Consider the following 22,553-nt stretch of genomic DNA (forward strand, 5'->3'; position numbering starts at 1 on the left):
TCGATGCGGGCGGTTCAGTCGGTCCTGCCGAGCAGGCGCCCCTTCGGTCCGGTGAACTCGCCGTTCGCCACGATGCGTTCGCCGCGCAGCCAGGTGGACCTGACGACGCCGTGCAGGGTCCTGCCCGCGTACGCGGTGACCCGGTTGCGGTGCTGGAGGGCCGCCGGGTCCACCGTGAAGGTCTCCTCGGGCGCCAGCACGGCGAAGTCCGCGTCGTGGCCCGCCGCGATGGCGCCCTTGCGGCCCTGGAGCCCCACGAGCCGGGCCGTGCGCTCGGACATCCAGCGGACCACGTCCTGCAGGCCGTGCCCCCGCCTGCGCGCCTCGGTCCACACCGCGGCCAGGCTCAGTTGCAGGCCCGAGATGCCGCCCCAGGCGGTGGCGAAGTCGTCGGTCTTCAGGTCGGCGGTCGACGGGGAGTGGTCGGTGACGACGCAGTCGATCGTGCCGTCCGCCAGCGCCTGCCACAGCAGATCCTGGTTGGCGGCCTCGCGGATGGGCGGGCAGCACTTGAACTCGCTGGCCCCGTCGGGGACTTCCTCGGCGGTCAGGGTGAGGTAGTGCGGGCAGGTCTCCACCGTGATGCGTACGCCCTCCGCCTTGGCGGCAGCGATCAGCGGCAGCGCGTCGCTGGAGGAGAGGTGCAGCACGTGCACGCGCGCGTTGAACCGTTTCGCCTGGTCGATGAGGTGCTCGATGGCCGTGTCCTCCGCGTGCCGGGGCCGGGAGGCGAGGAAGTCCGCGTACCGGGGACCGCCCTGCTGCGGGGCGGCGGCGAGGTGGCGCGGGTCCTCCGCGTGGACGATCAGCAGCCCGTCGAAACCGGCGATCTCGGCCAGGGAGCGGGCCAGTTGCTCCTGGCCGAGGTGCGGGAACTCGTCCACGCCAGACGGTGACAGGAACGCCTTGAAACCGAAGACGCCCGCGTCGTGCAGCGGCCTGAGGTCCTTGACGTTGTCGGGCAGCGCGCCGCCCCAGAAGCCGACGTCGATGTGGGCCTTGCCGGCCGCGACCTCCTGCTTGGTGCGGAGGTGGGCGACCGACGTGGTCGGGGGCACCGAGTTGAGCGGCATGTCGATCAACGTGGTGATACCGCCCGCCGCCGCCGCGCGGGTGGCGGTCCAGAAGCCCTCCCACTCGGTGCGGCCGGGGTCGTTGACGTGCACGTGTGTGTCGACGAGGCCGGGCAGCAGGACGTCGTCGCCCAGGTCCTCCAGGCGGGCCCCGGCCGGTACGGCGGCGTCGTACGGCAGGACGGCCGTGATCGTGCCCCCGGCGACCGCGACCGACGCGGCGCGCGTGCCCTCGGGGGTGATCACGCGCGTGGAGCGCAGCACCAGTTCAGCGTCGGACACCCGGGCCCCTCTCTGCCGCCGTCCCGCTCCCGGTCGACTTCCGGATGACGGGATTTACATCCGCGTAACGGAATTCAACTTTCTGTTGAAGGAGTCTTCCCTCCCGTACCCGCGTCGTCAAGGGCACAATTCCTCCTGGCGCCCTGTCTGTACCGGCTCCGGCGGACCCTGGACGTTTCCGTGTAGCGGAATTAGAATTCCGATACGCAGAACAACAGTCGAAAGGAACGCGCCGTGCCGCCGTCGACGTCCAGCGCCAGCGACACCCCCGCCAAGTCCGCCGCGAGCGGTGGTGTCCAGTCCCTCGAGCGCGCCTTCGACCTGCTGGAGCGGATGGCGGACGCGGGCGGCGAGGTCGGCCTGAGCGAGCTGTCCGCGAGCAGCGGTCTGCCGCTGCCCACGATCCACCGCCTGATGCGCACCCTGGTGGCCTGCGGGTACGTGCGCCAGCAGGCCAACCGCCGCTATGCGCTCGGCCCCCGGCTGATCCGGCTCGGCGAGTCGGCGTCCCGGCTGCTGGGCACCTGGGCCCGGCCGCATCTGGCACGCCTGGTGGAGGAGACCGGCGAGACGGCGAACATGGCGCTGCTGGACGGGGACGAGATCGTGTACGTGGCGCAGGTGCCCTCCAAGCACTCGATGCGGATGTTCACCGAGGTGGGCCGGAGGGTGCTGCCGCACTCCACCGGCGTGGGCAAGGCTCTGCTGGCGAGCACGCCGGACGACGAGGTGCGCGCCCTGCTCGCCCGTACGGGCATGCCGGCCGCCACCGAGAAGACGGTCACCACGCCGGACGCGTTCCTCGCCGCACTTGAGGAGGTGCGCCGGCTCGGATACGCGGTCGACGACAACGAGCAGGAGATAGGGGTCCGGTGCCTCGCGGTGTCCGTGCCCGACTCCCCCACGGCCGCGGCGATCTCCATCTCGGGCCCGGCGGGGCGCGTCACCGAGGCGGCGACGGAGCGGATCGTGCCGGTGCTCCAGCAGGTGGCGGCGGAACTGTCCCGGACTCTTGCGGCCTCGGGCGGCCCGGCCGCCTGAGGCGACCCGGCATCACAGCCCTCGACCGGGCTCGGTGGCCGCCCCTAGGCCCTGTCGTCGAGTTCCCGCCTGCCGCGCGGCGGCTCCCCGAAGAGTTCGACCGCCTTGCGGACCTCCGTCAAGCCCCTGGTCAGTGCGCTGACCGAGCCGATCGCTCCCGCGATCAGCAGCAGGGAGCGGCGCAGGCGGGGAATCTCGGGAACGCCTCCCGTGGCCATCGCGGCGAGTGCGGCCAGTTCGTCCTCGGCTATCGCCCGGTCGGGGAACTCGGCCGGATGTGCGGCGAGTTCACGGCGCAGCCGGGACACGGCGGTACGCAGTTCCGCCACTCTCGGATCCTCTTCGCTGCCGGTCACTGGCCTCTGCCCCAAGCTCCGCACCACAGCCATCCCCCTTGAAACGCCGTTGTGCTCGTACGCCCCCCTGCGCCCCGGGCGTGGTCGGGCGCCGGGGACGCGGGCCAGTAAACGCCACCGGGCGCACCGGGCGCCACCGTGTGGACGGAAATTCAGCCCCTGGAAACCGCGATGTCGGCACCGGGTCAGGTAAGCAGGACGTATGACGGACAACGAAGGGCGGATCGCCGGGCTGCTGCTCGCGGCAGGCGGGGGGCGGCGGCTCGGCGGGCAGCCCAAGGCGCTGCTCGAACACCGGGGGCGCCCGCTGGTGGAGCACGCGGCGGGAGTGCTGCGCGCGGCCGGATGCGGCCGCGTCCACGTGGTGCTGGGAGCGGGGGCCACCGCCGTACGGAAGCGTGCCGACCTCACCGGCTGCGTGCCGGTGGACAACCCGGACTGGGAAGAGGGCATGGGCTCCTCGCTGCGGGCCGGGCTCGCCTCGCTCGCCGGGACGGGCGCGCGGGCGGCCCTGGTCCTGCTCGTCGACCAGCCCGGCATCGGGCCGGAGGCGGTGGCTCGGGTGCTCTCCGTCTTCCGGGACGAGGAGTCGCTGGCCTCGGCCGCGTACGAGGGGGTACGCGGGCATCCGGTCCTACTCGGCTCGGCCCACTGGGCCGGTGTCGCCCGGACCGCGACCGGCGACCGTGGGGCACGCACCTATCTGAAGGCGCACGACGACGCCATCACCCTCGTCGAGTGCGGGGACATTGCACAGGCGTACGACATCGACACGGCGGCGGACCTGGCCCACCTCGAGTGAGCGGAGTGGCACCGAGCGCCACCTTGCCTCGACCCGGAGAATCTCGACATCAACAATCCATTGAAGTTCCACTATGAGAAAACTAGTATCCACTGATCAGAAGCGCTCGACCGCTCCCCAGGCGCCGCCGGCCGCGTACGGGGCCCCTGGCACGCGGTGCCGCAACGCCCTCATGCCAGCTCGCCGAAGGAAGTGACAGACTCATGTCCGCACCAGCGCCGTCCCCGGCGGCCATCGTCGACGCCGAGCCCCTGCCCCGGCAGGAGGAGGTCCTCACCGACGCGGCGCTCGCCTTCGTGGCCGAGCTGCACCGGCGGTTCACACCGCGCCGCGACGAACTGCTGGCCCGCCGCGCGGAGCGCCGCGCCGACGTCGCCCGCACCTCCACGCTGGACTTCCTGCCCGAGACCGCCGCGATCCGCGCGGACGACAGCTGGCGGGTGGCGCCCGCGCCCCAAGCCCTGGACGACCGCCGGGTCGAGATCACCGGCCCCACCGACCGCAAGATGACCATCAACGCCCTCAACTCGGGCGCCAAGGTGTGGCTCGCGGACTTCGAGGACGCCTCCGCGCCCACCTGGGAGAACGTGGTCCTCGGCCAGCTCAACCTGATCGACGCCTACACCCGCAGCATCGACTTCACCGATCCGGCGACCGGCAAGTCGTACGCCCTGCGCCCGAACGAGGAACTGGCGACGGTCGTCATGCGCCCGCGCGGCTGGCACCTGAACGAGCGTCACCTCCAGGTCGACGGAGAGCAGGTCCCGGGCGCCCTCGTCGACTTCGGTCTGTACTTCTTCCACAACGCCCAGCGGCTGCTCGACCTCGGCAAGGGCCCGTACTTCTACCTCCCGAAGACCGAGTCGCACCTGGAGGCCCGCCTCTGGAACGACGTCTTCGTCTTCGCCCAGGACCACGTCGGCGTCCCGCAGGGCACCATCCGCGCCACGGTCCTGATCGAGACGATCACGGCGGCGTACGAGATGGAGGAGATCCTCTACGAACTCCGTGACCATGCCTCGGGGTTGAACGCGGGCCGCTGGGACTACCTGTTCTCCATCGTGAAGAACTTCCGTGACGGCGGAGCGAAGTTCGTCCTGCCGGACCGCAACGCGGTCACGATGACGGCCCCGTTCATGCGCGCGTACACCGAACTCCTCGTCCGCACCTGCCACAAGCGCGGCGCGCACGCCATCGGCGGCATGGCCGCCTTCATCCCCTCCCGCAGGGACCCCGAGGTCAACAAGGTCGCCTTCGAGAAGGTCCGCGCCGACAAGGACCGCGAGGCGAACGACGGCTTCGACGGCTCCTGGGTCGCCCACCCGGACCTGGTCCCGATCGCGATGGAGTCCTTCGACAAGGTCCTCGGCGACAGGCCGAACCAGAAGGACCGGCTGCGCGAGGACGTCGACGTCAAGGCGGCCGATCTGATCGCCATCGACTCCCTTGACGCCAAGCCGACGTACGCGGGCCTGGTCAACGCCGTCCAGGTCGGCATCCGTTACATCGAGGCCTGGCTGCGCGGCCTCGGCGCGGTGGCCATCTTCAACCTGATGGAGGACGCGGCCACCGCGGAGATCTCCCGCTCCCAGATCTGGCAGTGGATCAACGCCGGGGTCGTCCTCGACAACGGCGAGCGGGTCACCGCCGAGCTCGCCCGCGAGGTCGCCGCGCAGGAACTCCGGAACATCGGGGCGGAGCTCGGCGAGGAGGCCTTCACGGCCGGCAAGTGGCAGCAGGCCCACGACCTGCTGCTGAAGGTCGCGCTGGACGAGGACTACGCGGACTTCCTGACGCTTCCGGCCTACGAGCAGCTCGAGGGCTGAGATCTCACTTCTCCGAGTGGCCCAGGGGCTTCTCCGGGGCCACTCGGTCACGTACGAGCTGCTTCACGGCCGTCGGCTCCGGGAACCCCTGTTCGCGACGGTCCCACACCACCTCGTCGTTCACCCGGACGACGAACACACCGCCGGTACCGGGCTTGAGCGACAGCTCGGTCAGCTCCGCCTCGAAGGTGGTCAGCAGTTCCTGCGCCAGCCAGGCCGCCCGGGGCAGCCAGCGGCACCGGGTGCAGTACTCGATCTGGACACGGTGGGTCATCCCAGGTGCACCGACCAATCCTGTTCCGCGGCCGGTTCGCCGTGCAGGTCCGGGACCCGCTTGAGCCAGTCGGGCCGGCCTTGCTGTGTCCGCGCCGCACGCTGGGCCTCCTCGGCGGCGCGCTCCTCCTGGGTGGGGAAGTCGGTGGGCAGCCATGCCTCGGACGCCTTGACCCGGGCCGTGAGGTAGTCCACGTAGGCGTCACGGACGTCGCCGGGCGTCGCGAAGCCCGGCTCGTCCGTCAGCCAGGCGTCCGGTACCTCCTCGGTGACCTCGCGCAGCAGCTCCTCCGTCACGAGCGGCGCCAGGGCGTCCTCGGCGGCCCGCATGTCCGGGGCGAAGTGGCCGAGGGCGTGGTGGCGGAAGTCGTAGGCCTTCTCGGGTGCTGAGGCGTCCCAGCGGTGGTGGAAGACGAGCGCGGCACCGTGGTCGATCAGCCACAGCCGCGGGGGTGCGATGCCGAAGGTGGGCCAGACCATGAGGTTGGAGCTGTGCACCGTGCGGTCCACGTTCACGGTCAGCGCGTCGAGCCAGATGATCCTGCCGGCCTCCACCGGGTCGACGGGGAAGACCTGGGCGACCTCGGGGGTGAAGTCACGGGCGCCCGGGAGGTAGTCCATGCCGAGGTTCAAGCCGGGGCTGGCGTTCAGCAGGTCACGCACTTCCTGGTGCGGTTCGTGCGCGCCGATCGCGGGGTCGAAGTGGGCGAGAACCAGCTCGGGGACGCGCAGCCCGAGCCGGCGCGCCAGCTCGCCCACGACGACCTCGGCGACCAGGGCCTTCGTGCCCTGTGCGGAGCCGGTGAACTTCACGACGTACGCCCCCAGGTCGTCGGCCTCGACGACTCCGGGGACGGAGCCGCCGGAGTGCAGGGGCTCGATGTAGCGGGTAGCGGCGACCTCTCTCAACATTTTCGAAGGCTCCACCGCTGATTATTCTTGCATTCCACGGCCACCTCCAAGGCGCTGTAATCCGAGGAAACGTCCACGATCAGCCCTGGGGAGAATCTGGGGAGTTTCGGCTGGCACGCTCATCTCCCTCTCTCCCCAGCAGTCCATCGATGGCGGTCCGACCCTTGCTTCCGGCCTCCGGCATGAAGTGAGCATAGTAACCGAGCGTGACAGCTGGGGTGGAATGCCCGAGCCATCGCGCCAGCGTCACCACGGACTCGCCCGCCTCCGCCATGATCGAGGCGTAGGTGTGCCGCAGCACACGGAAGCCGTCCGTCGGCGCTGCCTCCCACTGCCACTTCTTCGCCCCCTTGCAGCATGGCGGAATGATGCCGGCCTTGGCCAGCGCCGGTTTCCAGGTGTAGGTGTTCCACGTGTTCACCGCTATGGCATTGCCGAACCGCGTGGTGAGCAGGAGTGGGAACTTCCTCCGCTGCCCGTCCGCCTCCGGCTTCCCCCACGGAAGCTCCACCTCCACCGGCGGGAACACCTCGACATGACGCTTCGACTCTTCGGCCACCGAGGAGGGCATGTCGCCGGTGCGTGTCTTCGCTCCCTTCGGCAGACGCTCATAGCCCGCCCGAGGGACAAAAGGTCATACCGGACAGGGAGATCACGTGTCCGCCTGGGGCCTGTTGCGAAAGCCGCGGACGCCTGGACTCGACTGCCCAGGCAAGGCCGTCTGGGAGAGCTGACGGCCGGGGTCGGCGCGATGGCACTCCCAGCTCGCGGGCGACCGGGGTGTTCGAGAGCCGCCGTCCAAGAATTCCCGCCTTCCGCCGGGAGTGCGGAGATAGCCTCGGCGCTGCCATCGTCCAACTCGGAGGGGTAGGGGTATGCAAGGGCAAGACTGGATCGAACGTGCGGGAGAGCTGTTCGAAGCGGCGATGTTCGGCGGGGACACGTCCGCACTGGACCGGTCCGATGACGTGCTGGACTCGGTCGAGGCGCCGCTTTCCATGGCGCGGGGCAAGCTACTGCACGTCCGCTTCCTCAACAACCGCGAAGAGAACAGCCAGGAACTGGTGTTGTTCGAGCGTGCGGCCGAACTGTACGAGCGTCTGGGGGACGCGTCGGGTGAGGCGGACGCGTTGTTCTGGGTTGGCTGCTGGCACCAGGTGGTTAAGGGTGACGGCGCCATCGGCAGGCCATACTTCGAGCGGTCGTACGCGCTGGCGAAATCCGTCGATGACCGGATGACGATGTCCTATGCGATTCGGCATCTGGGCTTCGCCGACAAGGAGGCAGGCCGCTTCGATCAGGCCCGCGAGCGGTTGACCGAATCGGTGACACTGCGCCGGGAGATCGGCTTCAGGCCCGGCGAAGCGGCTGGTCTGGTGGCGCTGGCCTACCTCGCGGCCGAAACCGGTGACCCATCGGCGGCGTTCCACCACCTCGACGAAGCGCAGTCGGTCGCCGAGAGCTGCGGTGCCAAGGCCGTGTTGGGGTGGATCGAGCAAGCCCGCACCCTCATCCGCTCCTAGGACCTGGTGGGAAAGTGCTGGTCACAGCCACTCGTCGAGGACTGCGACCAGCACGGTCGCCTCGTAGCGGACGGCAAGCTTGTCGTATCGCGTGGCCACGGCCCGGTGGCGCTTGAGGCGATTGATCCCGCACTCGACGGCATTCCGCTCGCGGTAGTCGGTCTTCGGCGTTCGGCCGCCTCGGGAGCCGAGTTTCTGCCGGTTGCGGACCCGGTCCGCCGGGACCGGGATAGTTGCCTTGATACCGCGTCTGCGCAGGTAGGCCCGGTTGCGGCGGGAGTCGCACATCTTATCGGCACGCACCCGGTCCGGGCGTCTGCGCGGCCGCCCTCGCCCGAGCCGGGGTACCCGGATGGCTTCCAGGACCGGTTCGAACTGCGGCGAGTCACCCCGCTGACCGGCTCTGATCGCGATGGAGAGTGGCTTCTGCCCCTGCTCGACGGCGAGGTGAATCTTGGTGGTCAGCCCGCCCCGCGAGCGTCCGAGACCATGGTCGGCCGGCTCGACAGCGATGCCGCCGGGCTGCTCCTTTCGCAGGTCCCCTTTTTCGACGCTCCGGCGGCGTGCTGGTGGGCCCGGCAGACGGTGGAGTCGACGTTCACATCCCAGGTGATCAGGCCGTTCGCGTCCGCCTGGGCCTGGAGCTGAGTGACGATCCTGTCCCAGGTACCATCGCGCTGCCAGCGACGGAGTGAAGTAGGCCGCCGACGAGGTGCCCGTGGCCCGGGTCCTTTTCCGACGGCCCCTTCCCGAACGGTGCGGGCTAGTTTCCCAGCACACCGCTCTCCAGTGATCTTTTCCGGGTGGATGAGGTCGCTCGTCCCGCGTGGATGTCCTCGTGGCAAGGCCGGCAGACGACCAGGGTCTTGCGTCGTCTCATTGCCATCAACTTCACCCACGCGGGGCGCTCGGCTCGGCCCTGTTGCTTGAGATCGGCGAGTTTCCGGATGTGATGGACCTCAATCCGGCTCGTTGATCCGCATATCTCGCAGCAGTCCGCGAGGAGCCGCTTCACCAACTCGGTGGTGCTGATGTTGTTGGGTTTCAACGGCTCTCGGTCGGCCATTACCGCTGTGCGCTGCCGTTTGAGCGGGATGCCGCCGAAGCGGGCAACCAGTGCCTTCTTCTCACCTTCGCGCTCGACGATGACTTCAAAGCATTTTCGAGGGCCGTCCGGGGTGTCGATGGTCGCCTTGTACTTGCGGGCCATCTTTGTGACGGTCGATCTGTGCTTCGATGCCAGTGTCTTGAGCATGGACGTCTCCATCACCCATTGCAGGCGGTTCAGGCGGGCGACGTCCTGGGCGAGAAGGTAGTACTGCACGAGTCCCCGGTACTCGGCTTGGTATGTCGCCACGATCGAAAAATCGCTGTCGTGGAGAAGCACACCACGGAGTTTCGGTTTCCCGCCACCCATGTAGGAGGCACAACGCTGCCTGATTACCTCACGTGGCACGAAAAGCCCGATGGCACCGTTGACTGAGCGTCGTGGTCCCGTGAGCTTCGTGTCGCATCGCTGGGCTCTCACCTCATAGCCGAGGAAGCGCGCCGCCTGGCTGGTGGCGTGCGTGACCAGGGTCTTGGATTCGGAGAGTTCCAACCGGAGTTCATCCAGCAGGAATTCCGTGATCCGCGCCTTGATTTCCTCGGCTTCGTGCTTGGGCCCAGCGAAACCGAGCAGCCAGTCGTCGGCATACCTGACATACCGTAGACGCCGAAAGCCTGGATCGTAAGGGTCTTTGCTCGGCAGGCTCCGCATTTGGAGCCGGAGTTGCCGTACTGCGGCGCGATCTCCGCGCCGCTTCGCCCAGTACATCCGGCTGTCGAGCCGATGGTACTCGGGATGATGCCGCCGTTTTCTGCCGCGGTTGTATTCCGGCAGCAGCTTCTGCTCAATGAACTTATCGAGCCTGTCGAGATAGATGTTGGATAGGACGGGCGATGCCACACCGCCTTGGGGAGCCCCACTCAGCGTGGCGTTCCACCGCCAGTCTTCCAAGTATCCGGCCCTGAGCATGGCCCGGATCAGCCGCAGGAACCGGCCATCGTGGATCTTCTCCCCGAGGATCGTGAGCATGACCTCGTGGTCCAGGCTGCCGAAGCAGTCGGAGATGTCTCCCTCGATGAACCAGCGCGTTCCGGTCCAGTACTTCACCACGTCCTGCAACGCGGTGTGACAGCCCCTCTTGGGGCGGAACCCGTGAGAGCGATCGGAGAATTGGACGTCGTAGTACGCCTCCAATAACAGACGTACGACCTCGGCGACCAGTTTGTCCGACCACGTCGGCAGGCCGAGCGGGCGCTTCTTCTTCGCACCGCCTTTCTTGTCGATATAGACCCGCTTGACGGGCGTCCATCGATACGACTCCGACCGCAGTGTGCCGATGATCGTGTCAATCTTCACCCGTGACATGCCGTCCACGGTCTCCCCGGTGACCCCAGGCGTCATCGCACCGGAATTCCGGTAGATCCGCCCGTAGGCCATCAGAAAGAGCTACGGGTTGAACAGTTGCCGGTAGATCCTTTCCAACGACAGGCTTCTCCTGCCGCGTTCCCGAATGACGTCCAGCACCGTTTCGGCGCTCTGCATTGCGCATACCTCCCCTTACTGGACGTCGAGTTCACCTGTGCCCCTTCGCCCTCATTCCGGCTTTCCCGGACTTCACGGCCGGTCGTAACTCCGGCGACTACTATGGGCACTCCGTCGCCGTAGGGCTCGCGCCCCGTAGGCGATCCCGTGGTACGTCTTCGCTGTACGTATCGAGCACGACGTAGGCCGCCCACTCATCTCCTTGACCGCCCTCACTGGGCGACGCCCCTCTCCTTGGAGGTTGCCGTCCGAACCCGTTCTTCAGAGCCCGGCAAGGAAAGGGCACCGGTTTCAGGTATCGTTCCGGTGAGTTTCTATTTTTGCCGCTGGAGATTGGGCTTCAAGCAATCCAGCCTTGGCCATATCGAGCGGGTCTTGCGGAGCTCCGCCCTGGATACCTCCAGACGGCCACCGCTTTCCTGACATGCTATTGTCCCCTTCGGCTTTCGCCTCCAGGTAAGTCAGGCGACCCAGAAACATTCCTCCAAGTTCCTCCCGAGTGAGTCGGGGATACAACGAAGCGCCGCACGGCGCACACAGGTCGTAGACCCGGACCCACGGGCCGTACCGCTCGGGCACACCACCAGGGAGCACCGGTCCGGGTCCGTCACCGTATGCCGTCTATCAGCTGCCGTCGTGTCCACACCGGCGGACGGCCCGGCTTGATGCCCTTCGGCAGCAGCAACGGCTCCAGCCGGAACCACTGCTTATTCGTCAGATCACCGCGCCCCACAGAGGGTGATCATCTAGGACAAGATCCACTTCCGCAACAGACCCTAGTCCTAGTAGGAGATCAGATGTCCGCCCGGAGGAGGTCGGCGCGTCCGTTGACATCACGGACGGTTGGCGGTCGTGCTCCGGTTCTCAGGAGCAGTCCTGGCCCTGCTCGACCGCGTCTTGGCGGCCGGCGCCGTCCCTGACAAGGATCGACAGCAGGGAGGGAGTCGGCGGGGTGGCGCAGGATCTTGCTCGGATCCACCGTGGGGTCACTGTTCGTGGCCAAGGTCGCCGACGAACTCTGTCAGCAGGATGGCGAACTGCTGCGGTGCCTCTTGGTGCGGAGCATGGGCGACGCCTTGGATCACTTGAACCTCGCCGCGCCACAGCGCAGGAATGTCCAGCTTGCGCAAGTAGTCGAGGCTGACCAGCTGCTCGTCGGCGCCCTGCAAGATTGCCAGCGGCCGGCGGAGTTCTGTGACGATCGTGATCTCGTCCGCGAACCGGGCCGCCGAAGCGCTGGACTGCAGCCCTGCGCGTGCCGCGCCGTCGGTGGCCAGGATGTCGGACACGAACTCGCCGGTGTCGAGCGGCGAGCCAGGCGCAGTGAAGCTCTCAGCGGCCAGCATGGCCTCGGATTCGCTGACGTGCGCGGCGAAGAGGGCGCCTATCGCCGGGTTCGGCAGAAATGCCTCCGCCATCTGCGCAGGTGACGCGACCGGCGGCGCGCCGAAGATGACGAAGCCGCGTGCGTCCGACAGCATAGGCGCGGCCTCCATCGCGACCTGCCCGCCCATGCTCCAGCCGACGACGACCGCGTCGGGGACACCGAGCTCCTGCGCGAAGCCGGTGAGCACGGCCGCGTATCCCGGCAGCGAGTAGTCGGCATGGTCCCTGGCCCGCGCGGACTGCCCGTGACCGGGCAGATCCAGCGCAAGGCAGCGAAACCGCCGGCCGAAATCACCATTCATCACCGGAAGCCAGGTCCTGGCGGATGACGAGTTGCCGTGAATGAAGATGACTGTGTGACTGTCGTCTTGGCTGCCCTGGTCGGCAGGGCTCTCCAGGTAAGAGATCTCCTGCCCGTCGATCTTTGCGCTCAGCTGTTTCACTCGACACCTCTCGGTTCCGCCAGCCGGTCTCCCCGGCCGCCGCCCAAAGCCTGGCTCGCTGATTCCGACCGAGTTGCCCCTCCAACAGAGCCGCGCTCGGTTCTTTTGCACCATCGGCGCACCGTCAAAGACTGAACGACACGCCTGTGAGCGTCTCCGAAACATCCCAGAGTCGCCGGGCAAGCTCCGTGTCCTGCGCGGTCTCGGACCGGCCGATCAGTTCGGCTCCGCCGCGCATGTGCATCCAGTGTTCCGGTCCGGTGAAGCTGTCGCCAGGGAGGTCGCCGGTGGCGGCATACAGTACCGGCAAGGCGCCATGTTCCGGGTCCTGCGCGAGCAGCCGGAGCATCAGCCTGGTGACAAGCCCTGTCGACCGGTCGTAGATGTTCGTCGCGACGAAGCCTGGGTGCGCCGCGACCGCCAGCACGCTCGACCCGGCGGCCTTCAGCCGACGTTGCAGTTCGGACGAGAACAGCACGTTCGCCAGCTTCGATGTGGCGTAGGCGCGGGACTGTTCGTAAGGGGTGTGCTCCCAATGGAGGTCGTCGAAGTTGATCCGCCCCATTCGCTCCGCTTGTGACGCCAATGACACCACTCGTCCGGTGACGTGGGGCAGGAGCAGGTTCGTCAAGGCGAAGGGACCGAGATGATTGGTACCGAACACGCGCTCGAATCCATCGGCGGTCCTTTCGAGCTCGGGGATTGAGACGCCTGCGTTATTGATCAGTAGATGGATCGGGTCCCGCCAGTCGGCGGCGAAACGGCGTATCGATGCCAGGTCGGTCAGGTCCAGTTGCCGCACCTCAGTGTCACCGGGCGTCGCTTCGGCGGCGCGCCTGCCCTTCGCCGTGTCGCGCACTGCGAACACGACGCGTGCGCCGTACCCGGCGAGCGTCTTGGCGGTGGCGAGACCGATCCCGCTGTTCGCGCCCGTCACGATGACCGTCTTGCCGATCAGATTGGGGTTCATGACGGCAAGACTAGGCACTGTCTAGTAAATAGTCAACGTCTAGTTTCCTGTAGGGTGAAGGGGTGAACCCTAGGCCCTTCCACCACGGGAACCTGCGAGCCGCCCTGCTGGACCAGGCGGAGCGAACCTTGCGTGAGGACGGTATCGACGCGCTGTCGCTGCGCGAGCTGGCGCGGCAGGTCGGCGTCAGCCACGGCGCACCCCGGAGCCACTTCATCGACCGGCAGGCACTGCTGGACGCCCTCGCCGAGCGAGGCTTCAACCGCCTCGCCGACGAAATAGGAGCAGCGATCAGTTCCGACGCCGTGGACTACAAGCAACGATTCCGCGCTGCCGCAGCCGCATACGTGCACTTCGCGGTCACCGACACCGCACTCCTGGACCTCATGTTCACCGCGAAGAACGGCAACGCCCCTGAAGGGCTGCGCGTCGCCTCAGAACGGCTCTTCGCGACCTTCCGCAACCTGATCGACCGCAGTATCAAGGCCGGAGAACTCAAACCTCAGGACCCGCACCGACTACAACTGCTCCTCGCCGCCGTCATGCAAGGGATCGCGGTCCTCGTCAGCACCCGCCGAATCTCCACGGAGGACGGTACCTCCCTCATCGACGACGCGATCTCTCTCCTGGTCCGCGAACAGGACGGGTGAGGAGACAACGAGGCTGCGCCGCCCGTGGTCGAGAGCTTCCACTTGCTGAGGACCGAAGAGGGCGGCCCCGCCCCGCACGGCGAAGCCGCGGGGTCCACTCCCATCCGACAGACCGGCCGGGCAAGCCGCGACCTGAGCCGCGAGATCCACGGCGGGCTCCAGGTCGTGGGGAACTGGAACTCGGCGAACACTGTCCTGCACTACGGCAAGGACGGCACGCTGACCGGCCCGGACAAGGAGCACGCCGAGACCTTGATGCTCGCCCTGCACCTGCTCCGGTCCAGCCTCGTCCACATCAACACCCTGCTGCTCCAGCAGGTCCTCGCCGAACCGGAGCGGGCCGAAAAGCGGTCCGATGAGGACCGGCGTGGGCTGACCGCGTTGTTCTGGTCCAACATCGATCCGTACGGCACCTTCCGGCTCGACATGGACAAGCGCCTCGAACTCCCCATGCCCGCCACGGTCCCCGGCCCACGGCGGGCAGCCGATGACGTTGCCCGCCGGCACCGGTAGGTCACCGAAAGCGACCCCGGTCCGGACCAGACTGAGCGACGACGATGCGATGACGATCAGGCGTGTGGTGGCGGGACGGCTGGGCAGCCGGCCCTGATGGCCATCGGCATATATGAGCGCCCAGCGGCGCTCAGCGGCAGGCCAGCGGATTCGGCAGCGGCAGATAGCGCGCGTCCGCGCCGTCCGCGCCCGTCCAGCGCAGCAGGAGGTTGGCCTTGCCGGGGAGGGTGGGCGAGGCGAGCAGGGCGGGGATCTCGGGGACGGGGTGACGGGACAGCTCGGCGCGGGCGGCGGGCCAGGGGTTCCAGCCGGGGTGGCGTTCGGACAGCAGGGCGGCCACCTCGATGAGGTTGTTGACGACGAGGCAGTACACCAGCCGCTCCCAGCCCTTCTCGCGGGACACGTCCGCCAGGAGCTTCACGCCCTCCGCGTCCCGGAACAGGGCCTGCACGGGCAGTCCCGTGCCGTCCACCGCGACCAGCGTGTTCTGCAGGTGCGCCTCGAGGACGACGCCGTGCCGTTCGAACGCCTCGAGGGCCGGTGGCACGACCTGGCGCAGATACGCCGTCCACCAGGCGGTGGGATCGTTGAGCGCGTCGAGCGGGCTGCCGTCGAACCCCTCCACCAGGGCGGCGGCGAGCAGCGGGGTGGCGCCGGGCAGCAGGTGCGGGCGCAGTCCGTCGCGGACCAGGACCGCCAGTTCCTCGAAGGCGAAGGCGGCCGTGCGCCAGCCGCGGTCGCTCAGCCAGGCCGCGGGACCCCGGTGCGCCGCGAACGCGGAGGCCGCCGCCGCGTCGGTGCGGCGCAGCTCGAGCAGGTCGTGGCGCCACAGCCGGCGGATGTCGTTGGTGATCCGCACATCCAGGCTGAACTTGACGAAGAGGTCGTCCTCTGGGGCGTACACCGTGCGGATGGCGGCCGTGGGCCACACGGACCGAGCGCTCTCGCCGAGCCGGATCAGGCGCCCGTCCTCGAACGCCTGCGCGATGTCCGGGCGGGCGCCGACCAGGGCGAGCTGCCAGGGATGGGCGGGCAGCAGCCGGTAGCCGGGCGGGGCGGTGCCGAGCGCGTCCAGTGCCGTCGTGTCGCCCTTCTCGACGACCGTGTCCTCGCGTACACCCAAAAGGGTGAGCGGGAAGCGGCCGTACGCCTCGGGGGCGTACGGCAGCCAGCTCGCGACGGGTCCGCCGCCTCGCGCCTTCGGGGCCGGGTGGTGGGGATGCCCGGTGACCAGGGACTGTTCGGAGCGCACGTACGGGTCGTCCGGGGCCGTCAGACGGGCGCGTGCGGCCAGGATCGCGGCCACCGCGTCCCGGCTGTCGAGCATCTCGCCGGGCAGTTCCGGGTTGGACAGGCCGGTGGCGCGGCGCAGCTCGTCGGCGGTGAGTTTGACCAGCTCCGCGTGGGTGAGCGGGTGCCAGGAGCCGTCCGTATACACCTCGGGGTCGCGGGGGCGGCGTGTGCCGCGCACGCGCAGCAGCCGGCCGCCGGCCCGCAGGCGGTGGACGCCCAGCTCACCGGCGGGCTCGGCCGCCTCCCGGAGCAGGCAGTTCAGCAGCGGCGCCGCCGCGTGGGCGTCGGCGCGCGCGGGGACGTCGTCCCTGGGGTGCATGGGGTCCACGCGATCCATTCGTTCCGTACGGTGCACTGGCGATCAGTATGTCTCTCGTGGACCCGTGCCACGACGCATCGCCCCCGTCCCCGAGGAGCTCCGACCGTGCCCCCTTCCCCTCCCGCCGAGGTCTCCGCCGAGGCCGCGCTCGCCGCCGAGCTGGACGCCGTGCGGCCCGATCTGTCGGCCTCCTACGCGGCGGCGCTCCCCGGCGCCCGGGCCGCCGTCCTCACGCGTCTGTGGCGGGCGCTGGCCCATGAGCCGCTGCCGTGGATCGCGCGCCGGGAGCGGACGGCCGACGGGCTCACCCTGTGCCTGGGCGACGGGCGGCGGCTGCACGGCCCACCCGCGGACCCGTATGCGACCGCCGCGTACGTCACCGGGGTACGGCTCGACGGGCGGGCCTACAACCGCGCGGCGGCGCTGGTCACGGCACTCGGCGTCCCGCACGGGGACACCTTCGCCGCCGAACTCGGCCACAGCACGGCCTCGCTGGCGCTGTCGCGGGCCGGCCAGCCGCGTGAGGCGCCCGTACCGGTGACGAGCTGGGCGTGGGAGCAGCGGGTGGTCGACGGGCACCCCTATCACCCGAACTGCCGTTCGCGCCCCGGCTTCTCGGTGGCCGAGCAGCTGGCGTACGGGCCCGAGCACCGGCCGCTGGTGCGACTCGGGCTCGTCCCCGTGGGTGATGCCCTGGTACGGGGCGAGTGGCCCGCGTGGCTGCGGGACGGCGAGCGGGCGCTGATCCCGGTCCACCCCTGGCAGACGGCGCACGTGCTCGGCGTGGCGGCCGAGGACGGTCCGGTCGGTCGTCCGCTGATGTCCCTGCGGACCCTCGCGCTGCCCGACGGCGGTCCGCATGTGAAGACCGCGGTCAGCGCGCGGCTGACGTCCTCCGTGCGGGACATCTCGGTCTCCTCGATCGAGACGGCCCTCGCGGTCTCCGGCTTCCTGGAGTCGACGGCCGCGCGCACGGACGGTCTGCTGCACGTCACCCGCACCCTGGGCGCGGCCGGCGCCCACTCCCCCGATCTCGCCGCCGTGCTGCGGGAGCCGCCGGAGACGTACGCGGACACGGCGGCCGGCGAGCGGGTCGTCCCGGTGGCCGCCCTGCCGCTCACCGGGCTGCCCTCCTCCCCCGCCTGGCTCGCCGGGTTCACGCGGCTCGCCCTCACCGTCGGCCTGCGGATGCTCGACCTGGGGGTGGCCCTGGAGGCGCACGGACAGAACCTCCTGGTGGTGCTGTCGCCCACGGGTGAGCCGGTGCGGCTGGTCTACCGGGACCTGGCCGACATCCGGGTGAGCCCGGCCCGGCTGGCCCGGCACGGCGTCAAGGCCCCCGACGTGGCCGACCGGATCCTCACGGACGACGAGACGACGCTGCGCCGCAAGCTGTTCGGCTCGCTCGTGGCGGGCGCGCTGGCCTCCACGGCGGGTTCGGCGTCCGCACTGGGGGCCGCGCTGGAGGCCGTCGTACGGGATCTGCCGGACACGCCCGATCTGGCGGTTCTGCGCGAAGCGCCCCTGCCCACCAAGGCGTTGACGCTGATGCGGCTGTCCCCCGAGCGACCCGGGGACCTGTGGACACGGCTCCCGAACCCGCTCTCCACAGAGCCCGATCCGCTCGGTCCTTGATCGTTTTGAAGCGCGGCCCCATTGATCAATAAGATCCGTCGATGATCACAAGACAACGGCTGGCGGCGGGAGTCTGCGCCCTGCTCGCCGCCCTGGCGGCCGGGATCGCGGTCCCGGCCGATGCCGTCGCCGACGAGACGACAGCCCAGGACGCGCCCAAGGTCGATCTCGTCCTCGACGTCAGCGGTTCCATGCGGGCGCGGGACATCGACGGCGGTTCGCGGATGGCCGCGGCGAAGCAGGCCTTCAACGAGGTCCTGGACGCGACCCCGGAGGAGGTGCAGCTCGGCATCCGGACGCTGGGCGCCAACTACCCGGGCAACGACCGCAGGACGGGCTGCAAGGACACCGCGCAGCTCTACCCGGTCGGCCCGCTGAACCGGACCGAGGCCAAGACCGCCGTGGCGACGCTGCAGCCCACCGGCTGGACGCCGATCGGCCCCGCCCTGCTGAAGGCGGCGGACGACTTGGACGGCGGCAAGGGCTCCAAGCGCATCGTCCTCATCAGCGACGGCGAGGACACCTGCGCGCCGCTGGACCCCTGCGAGGTGGCCCGGGAGATCGCCGCCAAGGGCATCGGGCTGACCATCGACACCCTGGGGCTGGTGCCGAACGCCAAGCTGAACAAGCAGCTCAGCTGTATCGCGGAGGCGACCGGCGGGACGTACACGTCGGTGCAGCACAAGGAGCAGCTGTCCGACAAGGTCAACCAGTTGGTGGACCGCACGGCGGACCGTACGGTCACCCCGGTCGCCGTGGACGGCACCGGCCAGTGCGCGACGGCGCCCTCGCTGAAGTCCGGCCTCTACACCGACCGTGAGGAGTTCGGGCAGCACCGCTTCTACCGTGTGGACGTGAAGGCGGGCCAGGAGCTGCGCGCCTCCGTCAGCGTGTCCGACGACCGGCAGGTCGACCCCGACTACGGCGTGACGCTGCGGGCCGTCACGGTGCACGGGCGGGAGATCGTGCGCGGCGAGGCCACCGGCTCGGGCCGCACGGACGTGCTGTCGACGGGTCTGCGCTATCCGAAGGCCGAGAGCGACGACGAGGGCGCGCCCGCCGAGACGGTGTGCCTCCAGGTGGCCAACTCCTTCTCCCCGGCGGCCGGTGTGAAGACCACTCCCGGGCTGCCGCTGGAGCTGACGGTCGACGTGGTCGACGGCCCCGGCACGGCGAGCGACGTGGCCGCCTTCGGCCTGGGGCGCGGCTGGTGGCTGCTCGGCGCCCTCGTCCTGACCGGCTTCCTGGCGGGTCTGCTGTGGGGATGGCTGTCGCGCTGGCGGATCGCCGTATGGAGGACCAACTGATGCGTATCGCACGAGTGCTGACCGTGGCGGCCCTGCTGCTGGGCGCCGCCGCCTCTCCGGCCGTGGCCGCCTCCTCGCCCTCCGCGAGCCCGTCCGGCGACAGCGCCGCGCCCACCTCGGCCGGCACGTCTTTCCGTACGGCCACGGAGATCCAGCAGGGGCAGCAGGCCACGGCGAGCGCCTCCACGGGCGACTACCTGTACTGGCAGTTCCCGGCGGAGGAGCAGCAGCGCCCCACCGTGAAGGCGACCGTCAAGCTGCCGACCTCCTCCCGGAGTTCGGCGCAGACCTGGCAGCTCGACGTGTACGACGGACTGCGGCGCCGCCAGGCGTGCCAGTACGGGGCGCAGACCCGGACCGCCGCCCAGGACGCGTCGTCGGTGAACCTGTCCTGCACGCTGCGCACGGTCCACGCCTGGGCGGAGCCGTGGGCCAACGACCCGCTGCCGGGCACGTACTACATACGGCTCACCGTCGTGGGAGTCGGCACCGCCGACCTGGGACAGCCGGTGAACGCCGAGGTCCGGGTGGACTCCAAGGACATCGGCGGCTCGGCGGCGGTGGACGGTTCGCTGGCGGAGCCGCTGGTGCCGGGGATAGCGATGCGGTCCGAGAAGTCCTCGGACTCGGACACGGACACGGCCGCACTCTCGAAGCTGAGGCCCGACGCCTCCGGCTGGTGGTCCGACCGCTGGGTGTGGACCGGCGTCGGCGGCATCCTCGCCGCACTCGCGGGCATCGGCGGCTACGCGCTGACCCGCGGCTCGGGCCGCCCGTCCCGGGTCCCGCCGGGCGCCTGAGAACCGGCTCCCGTCACCGGCCGTCAAGGCGAAGGCCCGCCGCGTCCCCTCTCGCGGCGGGCCCTTGTCTTGTCACCCGCCGCGCCGCCGTCAGTGCCCGCGCAGCACCTTGGCGAGGGTGCCGTCCCCCGACACATCCGCGCGCCCTTCGCCGACCGCCTGGTGGAGCGTCAGGTAGCCCTGGCTCAGGAGGGTGCACGTCTCCGCGTCGAGGACCAGCCGGGCATCGGGCTCCTCCGGAGCGGCCCCTACGCCGTAGACCGGGCCGTCCTCGGCCCCGAGCCGCAGATGGAACTCCCCCTCCTCCAGCCGGACCTCCACCAGCCCCTCCCGCGCACTCTCGTTCTCCAGCGTGCGCAGCAGCGGCAGCGCGAACCAGTGGGCGCGCACCGCGTCCGTCGGACGGCGCTCCCCCAGCGCGGGCCCGCCCCAGGTGCCGAGCGCCTGGAGCACGGGCAGCAACTCGCGTCCGCGAGACGTCAGTTCGTACACGTAGGCGGCCCCGGGCGGTGGCAGCCGGCGCCGTGTGGTCAGCCCGTCGCGCTCCATGTCCCTCAGCCGGGAGGCCAGCACGTCCGTGCTCACGCCCGGCAGGTCCGCGTGCAGATCGGTATAGCGGCGGGGACCGGCGAGCAGCTCGCGGACGATCAGGAGGGTCCAGCGGTCGCCGACGACGTCGAGCGCGCGGGCCGTGGAGCAGTACTGGTCGTAGCTTCGGCGAGGTGACATGCGACGCAGTCTAGACGTGTTGTTGGACTTTCCAAGCTGCTACTTGGTAAAACCAAGCAACACAAGTCACCGGAGGGGAAGCGGCCATGGAGTTCCGGCAGTCGAGCAAGCTCAGCGAGGTCTGTTACGAGATCCGCGGCCCGGTGATCGAGCACGCCAACGCGCTGGAGGAGGCGGGCCACAGCGTGCTGCGCCTGAACACCGGCAACCCCGCGCTGTTCGGATTCGAGGCGCCCGAGGAGATCCTCCAGGACATGATCCGGATGCTGCCGCAGGCGCACGGCTACACGGACTCGCGCGGCATCCTCTCCGCGCGCCGCGCGGTGGCGCAGCGCTACCAGGAGCGGGGCCTGGAGGTCGGTGTCGACGACGTCTTCCTCGGCAACGGCGTCTCCGAGCTGGTCTCGATGGCCGTACAGGCGCTGGTGGAGGACGGCGACGAAATCCTCATCCCCGCCCCCGACTTCCCGCTCTGGACGGCCGTGACCACCCTGGCGGGCGGCAAGGCGGTCCACTACCTGTGTGACGAACAGTCCGACTGGTACCCGGACCTGGACGACATGGCGTCGAAGATCACGGACCGCACCAAGGCCGTGGTCATCATCAACCCCAACAACCCGACCGGCGCGGTCTACCCGAAGGAGATCCTGCAGGGCATCCTCGACCTGGCCCGCCGCCACGGCCTGATGGTCTTCGCGGACGAGATCTACGACCAGATCCTGTACGACGACGCGGTCCACCACTCGACCGCCGCGCTCGCCCCCGACCTGGTGGTCCTCACCTTCTGCGGCCTGTCGAAGACCTACCGCGTGGCGGGCTTCCGCTCCGGCTGGCTGGTCGTGACGGGGCCCAAGCAGCACGCGAAGGACTACCTGGAGGGCCTGACGATGCTGGCCTCCATGCGCCTGTGCGCCAACGCGCCCGCCCAGTACGCCATCCAGGCAGCGCTCGGCGGCCGCCAGTCCGTCGACGAGCTGACCGCCCCGGGCGGCCGTCTGCACGAACAGCGGGACCGCGCCTGGGAGAAGCTCAACGAGATCCCCGGCGTCACGTGCGTCAAGCCGAAGGGTGCGCTGTACGCGTTCCCGCGCCTCGACCCCAAGGTGCACAAGATCCACGACGACGAGAAGTTCGTCCTGGACCTGCTGCTGCGCGAGAAGATCCAGGTGGTCCAGGGCACGGGCTTCAACTGGCCGACCCCGGACCACTTCCGCATCCTGACCCTGCCGCACGCCGATGTCCTGGACACGGCGATCAGCCGGATCGGGAGGTTCCTCAGCGGGTACCGGCAATAGCGCGGCCGGCCCTCCGGGCAGGGGCCTTCGGCTCCCGTGCCGGACGATCGTCAGCCACGGAGGGTGACCTCGCTCGGGCCGTTGAACGGGGCGAGGGAGGTCACCGTCCGCGGCGTCCGCAGCCCGTCGTTCTCCGCGAACAGCTCCCGCACCGCGGTGAAGGACCCGTCCTCGGCTGTCACCCGTGCGGCTCCGTCGTACAGCTCGCGGATGGCGTCCGTCATCCCCCCCCTCGTCGCCGGCCCCGACACCCCAGACGTCCCAGAGGAGCATCTCCACCTTGTTGAGCGCCGCCAGGTCGAGTCGGATGGTGCCCGCCACGAACCACTCTCCGACCAGCGGACCCTCCGGCAGCCAAAGCCCGTACGACTTCGGGTCGGCATCGCCCGCGCGCATCCGCCGCCAGGCGTCGCCGGCGACCTGGAAGCGGTCACGCGGGACGTCCATGTGGTCGAAGCTCACCTGATGGGTCTCCAGGACGAGTGGGTCTGCCAACTCCGGATCGGCGAGCAGCCAGCCTCGCGCGGGGTCCCAG

The 22,553-nt window shown here is 69.5% G+C and carries 20 protein-coding genes and 2 pseudogenes; 10 read left to right on the forward strand and 12 right to left on the reverse strand.

Translation table 11 applies throughout. The features are described from left to right. Positions 1–14: 14 nt before the first annotated feature. On the reverse strand, positions 15–1,355 hold the full coding sequence (gene allB / locus AB0N14_RS29775) for an allantoinase AllB (RefSeq protein WP_366028787.1): 1,341 nt from the start codon (positions 1,353–1,355) through the stop codon (positions 15–17). A 234-nt stretch (positions 1,356–1,589) separates the two neighbouring features. On the opposite strand from allB, the gene AB0N14_RS29780 reads away from it, so the two are divergent. After that, entirely contained in the window at positions 1,590–2,396 is an 807-nt protein-coding gene (locus AB0N14_RS29780) for an IclR family transcriptional regulator (RefSeq protein WP_366028788.1), read from the forward strand. Between the two features lie 44 nt (positions 2,397–2,440). Here the strand turns inward: AB0N14_RS29780 and AB0N14_RS29785 are convergent, their stop codons facing one another. Beyond that, positions 2,441–2,779, reverse strand: a complete 339-nt coding sequence (locus AB0N14_RS29785; RefSeq protein WP_366028789.1) for a DUF5955 family protein — start codon at positions 2,777–2,779, stop codon at positions 2,441–2,443. Positions 2,780–2,954: 175 nt separating this feature from the next. Here AB0N14_RS29785 and AB0N14_RS29790 point away from each other — a divergent pair, with 175 nt between their 5' ends. Further along, entirely contained in the window at positions 2,955–3,554 is a 600-nt protein-coding gene (locus AB0N14_RS29790; RefSeq protein ID WP_366028790.1) for a nucleotidyltransferase family protein, read from the forward strand. A gap of 203 nt (positions 3,555–3,757) precedes the next feature. Continuing rightward, positions 3,758–5,380, forward strand: coding sequence for a malate synthase A (gene aceB / locus AB0N14_RS29795; RefSeq protein ID WP_366028791.1), 1,623 nt, complete (start codon positions 3,758–3,760; stop codon positions 5,378–5,380). A 4-nt stretch (positions 5,381–5,384) separates the two neighbouring features. On the opposite strand, the gene AB0N14_RS29800 is transcribed toward aceB, so the two are convergent. The 3 genes from AB0N14_RS29800 to AB0N14_RS29810 all read right to left on the reverse strand — a co-directional run bounded on the left by AB0N14_RS29800 (position 5,385) and on the right by AB0N14_RS29810 (position 7,124). After that, on the reverse strand, positions 5,385–5,654 hold the full coding sequence (locus tag AB0N14_RS29800; protein ID WP_366028792.1) for a SelT/SelW/SelH family protein: 270 nt from the start codon (positions 5,652–5,654) through the stop codon (positions 5,385–5,387). Then, positions 5,651–6,565, reverse strand: a complete 915-nt coding sequence (locus AB0N14_RS29805; RefSeq protein ID WP_366028793.1) for a HipA family kinase — start codon at positions 6,563–6,565, stop codon at positions 5,651–5,653. Before AB0N14_RS29805 ends, AB0N14_RS29800 begins: the two co-directional genes overlap by 4 nt. Before the next feature lie 79 nt (positions 6,566–6,644). Continuing rightward, a complete protein-coding gene (locus AB0N14_RS29810; RefSeq protein WP_366028794.1) occupies positions 6,645–7,124 on the reverse strand; it encodes an integrase in 480 nt (159 codons plus the stop codon). A 316-nt stretch (positions 7,125–7,440) separates the two neighbouring features. Here AB0N14_RS29810 and AB0N14_RS29815 point away from each other — a divergent pair, with 316 nt between their 5' ends. Then, positions 7,441–8,088: a tetratricopeptide repeat protein gene (locus AB0N14_RS29815; protein WP_366028795.1), complete on the forward strand. Its 648-nt coding sequence runs from the start codon at positions 7,441–7,443 to the stop codon at positions 8,086–8,088. Positions 8,089–8,166: 78 nt separating this feature from the next. On the opposite strand, the pseudogene AB0N14_RS29820 reads toward AB0N14_RS29815, so the two are convergent. The 4 genes and pseudogenes from AB0N14_RS29820 to AB0N14_RS29835 form a co-directional block, all read right to left on the reverse strand. Next, a pseudogene (locus tag AB0N14_RS29820) lies at positions 8,167–8,574 on the reverse strand (transposase); the annotation flags it as partial. Positions 8,575–8,851: 277 nt separating this feature from the next. After that, positions 8,852–10,678 (reverse strand): annotated as a pseudogene (locus AB0N14_RS29825) (reverse transcriptase domain-containing protein). Between the two features lie 986 nt (positions 10,679–11,664). After that, entirely contained in the window at positions 11,665–12,507 is an 843-nt protein-coding gene (locus AB0N14_RS29830; RefSeq protein ID WP_366028796.1) for an alpha/beta hydrolase, read from the reverse strand. A gap of 124 nt (positions 12,508–12,631) precedes the next feature. Further along, positions 12,632–13,477 carry an oxidoreductase gene (locus tag AB0N14_RS29835; RefSeq protein WP_366028797.1) on the reverse strand — a complete coding sequence of 282 codons (846 nt, stop codon included), beginning with the start codon at positions 13,475–13,477 and terminating at the stop codon, positions 12,632–12,634. A 62-nt stretch (positions 13,478–13,539) separates the two neighbouring features. Between AB0N14_RS29835 and AB0N14_RS29840 the strand changes: the two genes are divergently transcribed. Together AB0N14_RS29840 and AB0N14_RS29845 are read left to right on the forward strand one after the other, a co-directional pair. Then, a complete protein-coding gene (locus tag AB0N14_RS29840; RefSeq protein WP_366028798.1) occupies positions 13,540–14,127 on the forward strand; it encodes a TetR/AcrR family transcriptional regulator in 588 nt (195 codons plus the stop codon). Between the two features lie 24 nt (positions 14,128–14,151). Continuing rightward, complete coding sequence (locus AB0N14_RS29845; protein ID WP_366028799.1) at positions 14,152–14,640, forward strand: Tn3 family transposase; 489 nt, start codon at positions 14,152–14,154, stop codon at positions 14,638–14,640. Positions 14,641–14,770: 130 nt separating this feature from the next. Here AB0N14_RS29845 and AB0N14_RS29850 read toward each other — a convergent pair whose 3' ends face one another. Further along, positions 14,771–16,270, reverse strand: a complete 1,500-nt coding sequence (locus AB0N14_RS29850) for an IucA/IucC family protein (RefSeq protein WP_366028800.1) — start codon at positions 16,268–16,270, stop codon at positions 14,771–14,773. Positions 16,271–16,357: 87 nt separating this feature from the next. Between AB0N14_RS29850 and AB0N14_RS29855 the strand changes: the two genes are divergently transcribed. From AB0N14_RS29855 to AB0N14_RS29865, 3 genes are read left to right on the forward strand one after another with little or no spacing between them, the layout of a single operon-like run. Beyond that, entirely contained in the window at positions 16,358–17,887 is a 1,530-nt protein-coding gene (locus AB0N14_RS29855) for an IucA/IucC family siderophore biosynthesis protein (RefSeq protein ID WP_366028801.1), read from the forward strand. A gap of 41 nt (positions 17,888–17,928) precedes the next feature. Further along, entirely contained in the window at positions 17,929–19,194 is a 1,266-nt protein-coding gene (locus AB0N14_RS29860) for a VWA domain-containing protein (protein ID WP_366028802.1), read from the forward strand. Next, the gene (locus AB0N14_RS29865; protein WP_366028803.1) at positions 19,194–19,994 is read left to right on the forward strand and encodes a hypothetical protein; all 801 of its coding nucleotides are present in this window, start codon (positions 19,194–19,196) and stop codon (positions 19,992–19,994) included. Before AB0N14_RS29860 ends, AB0N14_RS29865 begins: the two co-directional genes overlap by 1 nt. Positions 19,995–20,084: 90 nt before the next feature. On the opposite strand, the gene AB0N14_RS29870 is transcribed toward AB0N14_RS29865, so the two are convergent. Further along, positions 20,085–20,723 (reverse strand): helix-turn-helix domain-containing protein, encoded by a 639-nt coding sequence (locus tag AB0N14_RS29870; protein WP_366028804.1) that lies wholly within the window; start codon positions 20,721–20,723, stop codon positions 20,085–20,087. 86 nt (positions 20,724–20,809) lie between these two features. On the opposite strand from AB0N14_RS29870, the gene AB0N14_RS29875 reads away from it, so the two are divergent. Further along, positions 20,810–22,018, forward strand: a complete 1,209-nt coding sequence (locus AB0N14_RS29875) for a pyridoxal phosphate-dependent aminotransferase (protein WP_366028805.1) — start codon at positions 20,810–20,812, stop codon at positions 22,016–22,018. A 50-nt stretch (positions 22,019–22,068) separates the two neighbouring features. Here the strand turns inward: AB0N14_RS29875 and AB0N14_RS29880 are convergent, their stop codons facing one another. Next, positions 22,069–22,242: a hypothetical protein gene (locus AB0N14_RS29880; protein ID WP_366028806.1), complete on the reverse strand. Its 174-nt coding sequence runs from the start codon at positions 22,240–22,242 to the stop codon at positions 22,069–22,071. Between the last annotated feature and the right edge of the window lie 311 nt (positions 22,243–22,553).

The sequence above is a fragment of the Streptomyces sp. NPDC051104 genome (assembly GCF_040682835.1).
GTDB lineage: Bacteria > Actinomycetota > Actinomycetes > Streptomycetales > Streptomycetaceae > Streptomyces > Streptomyces cynarae.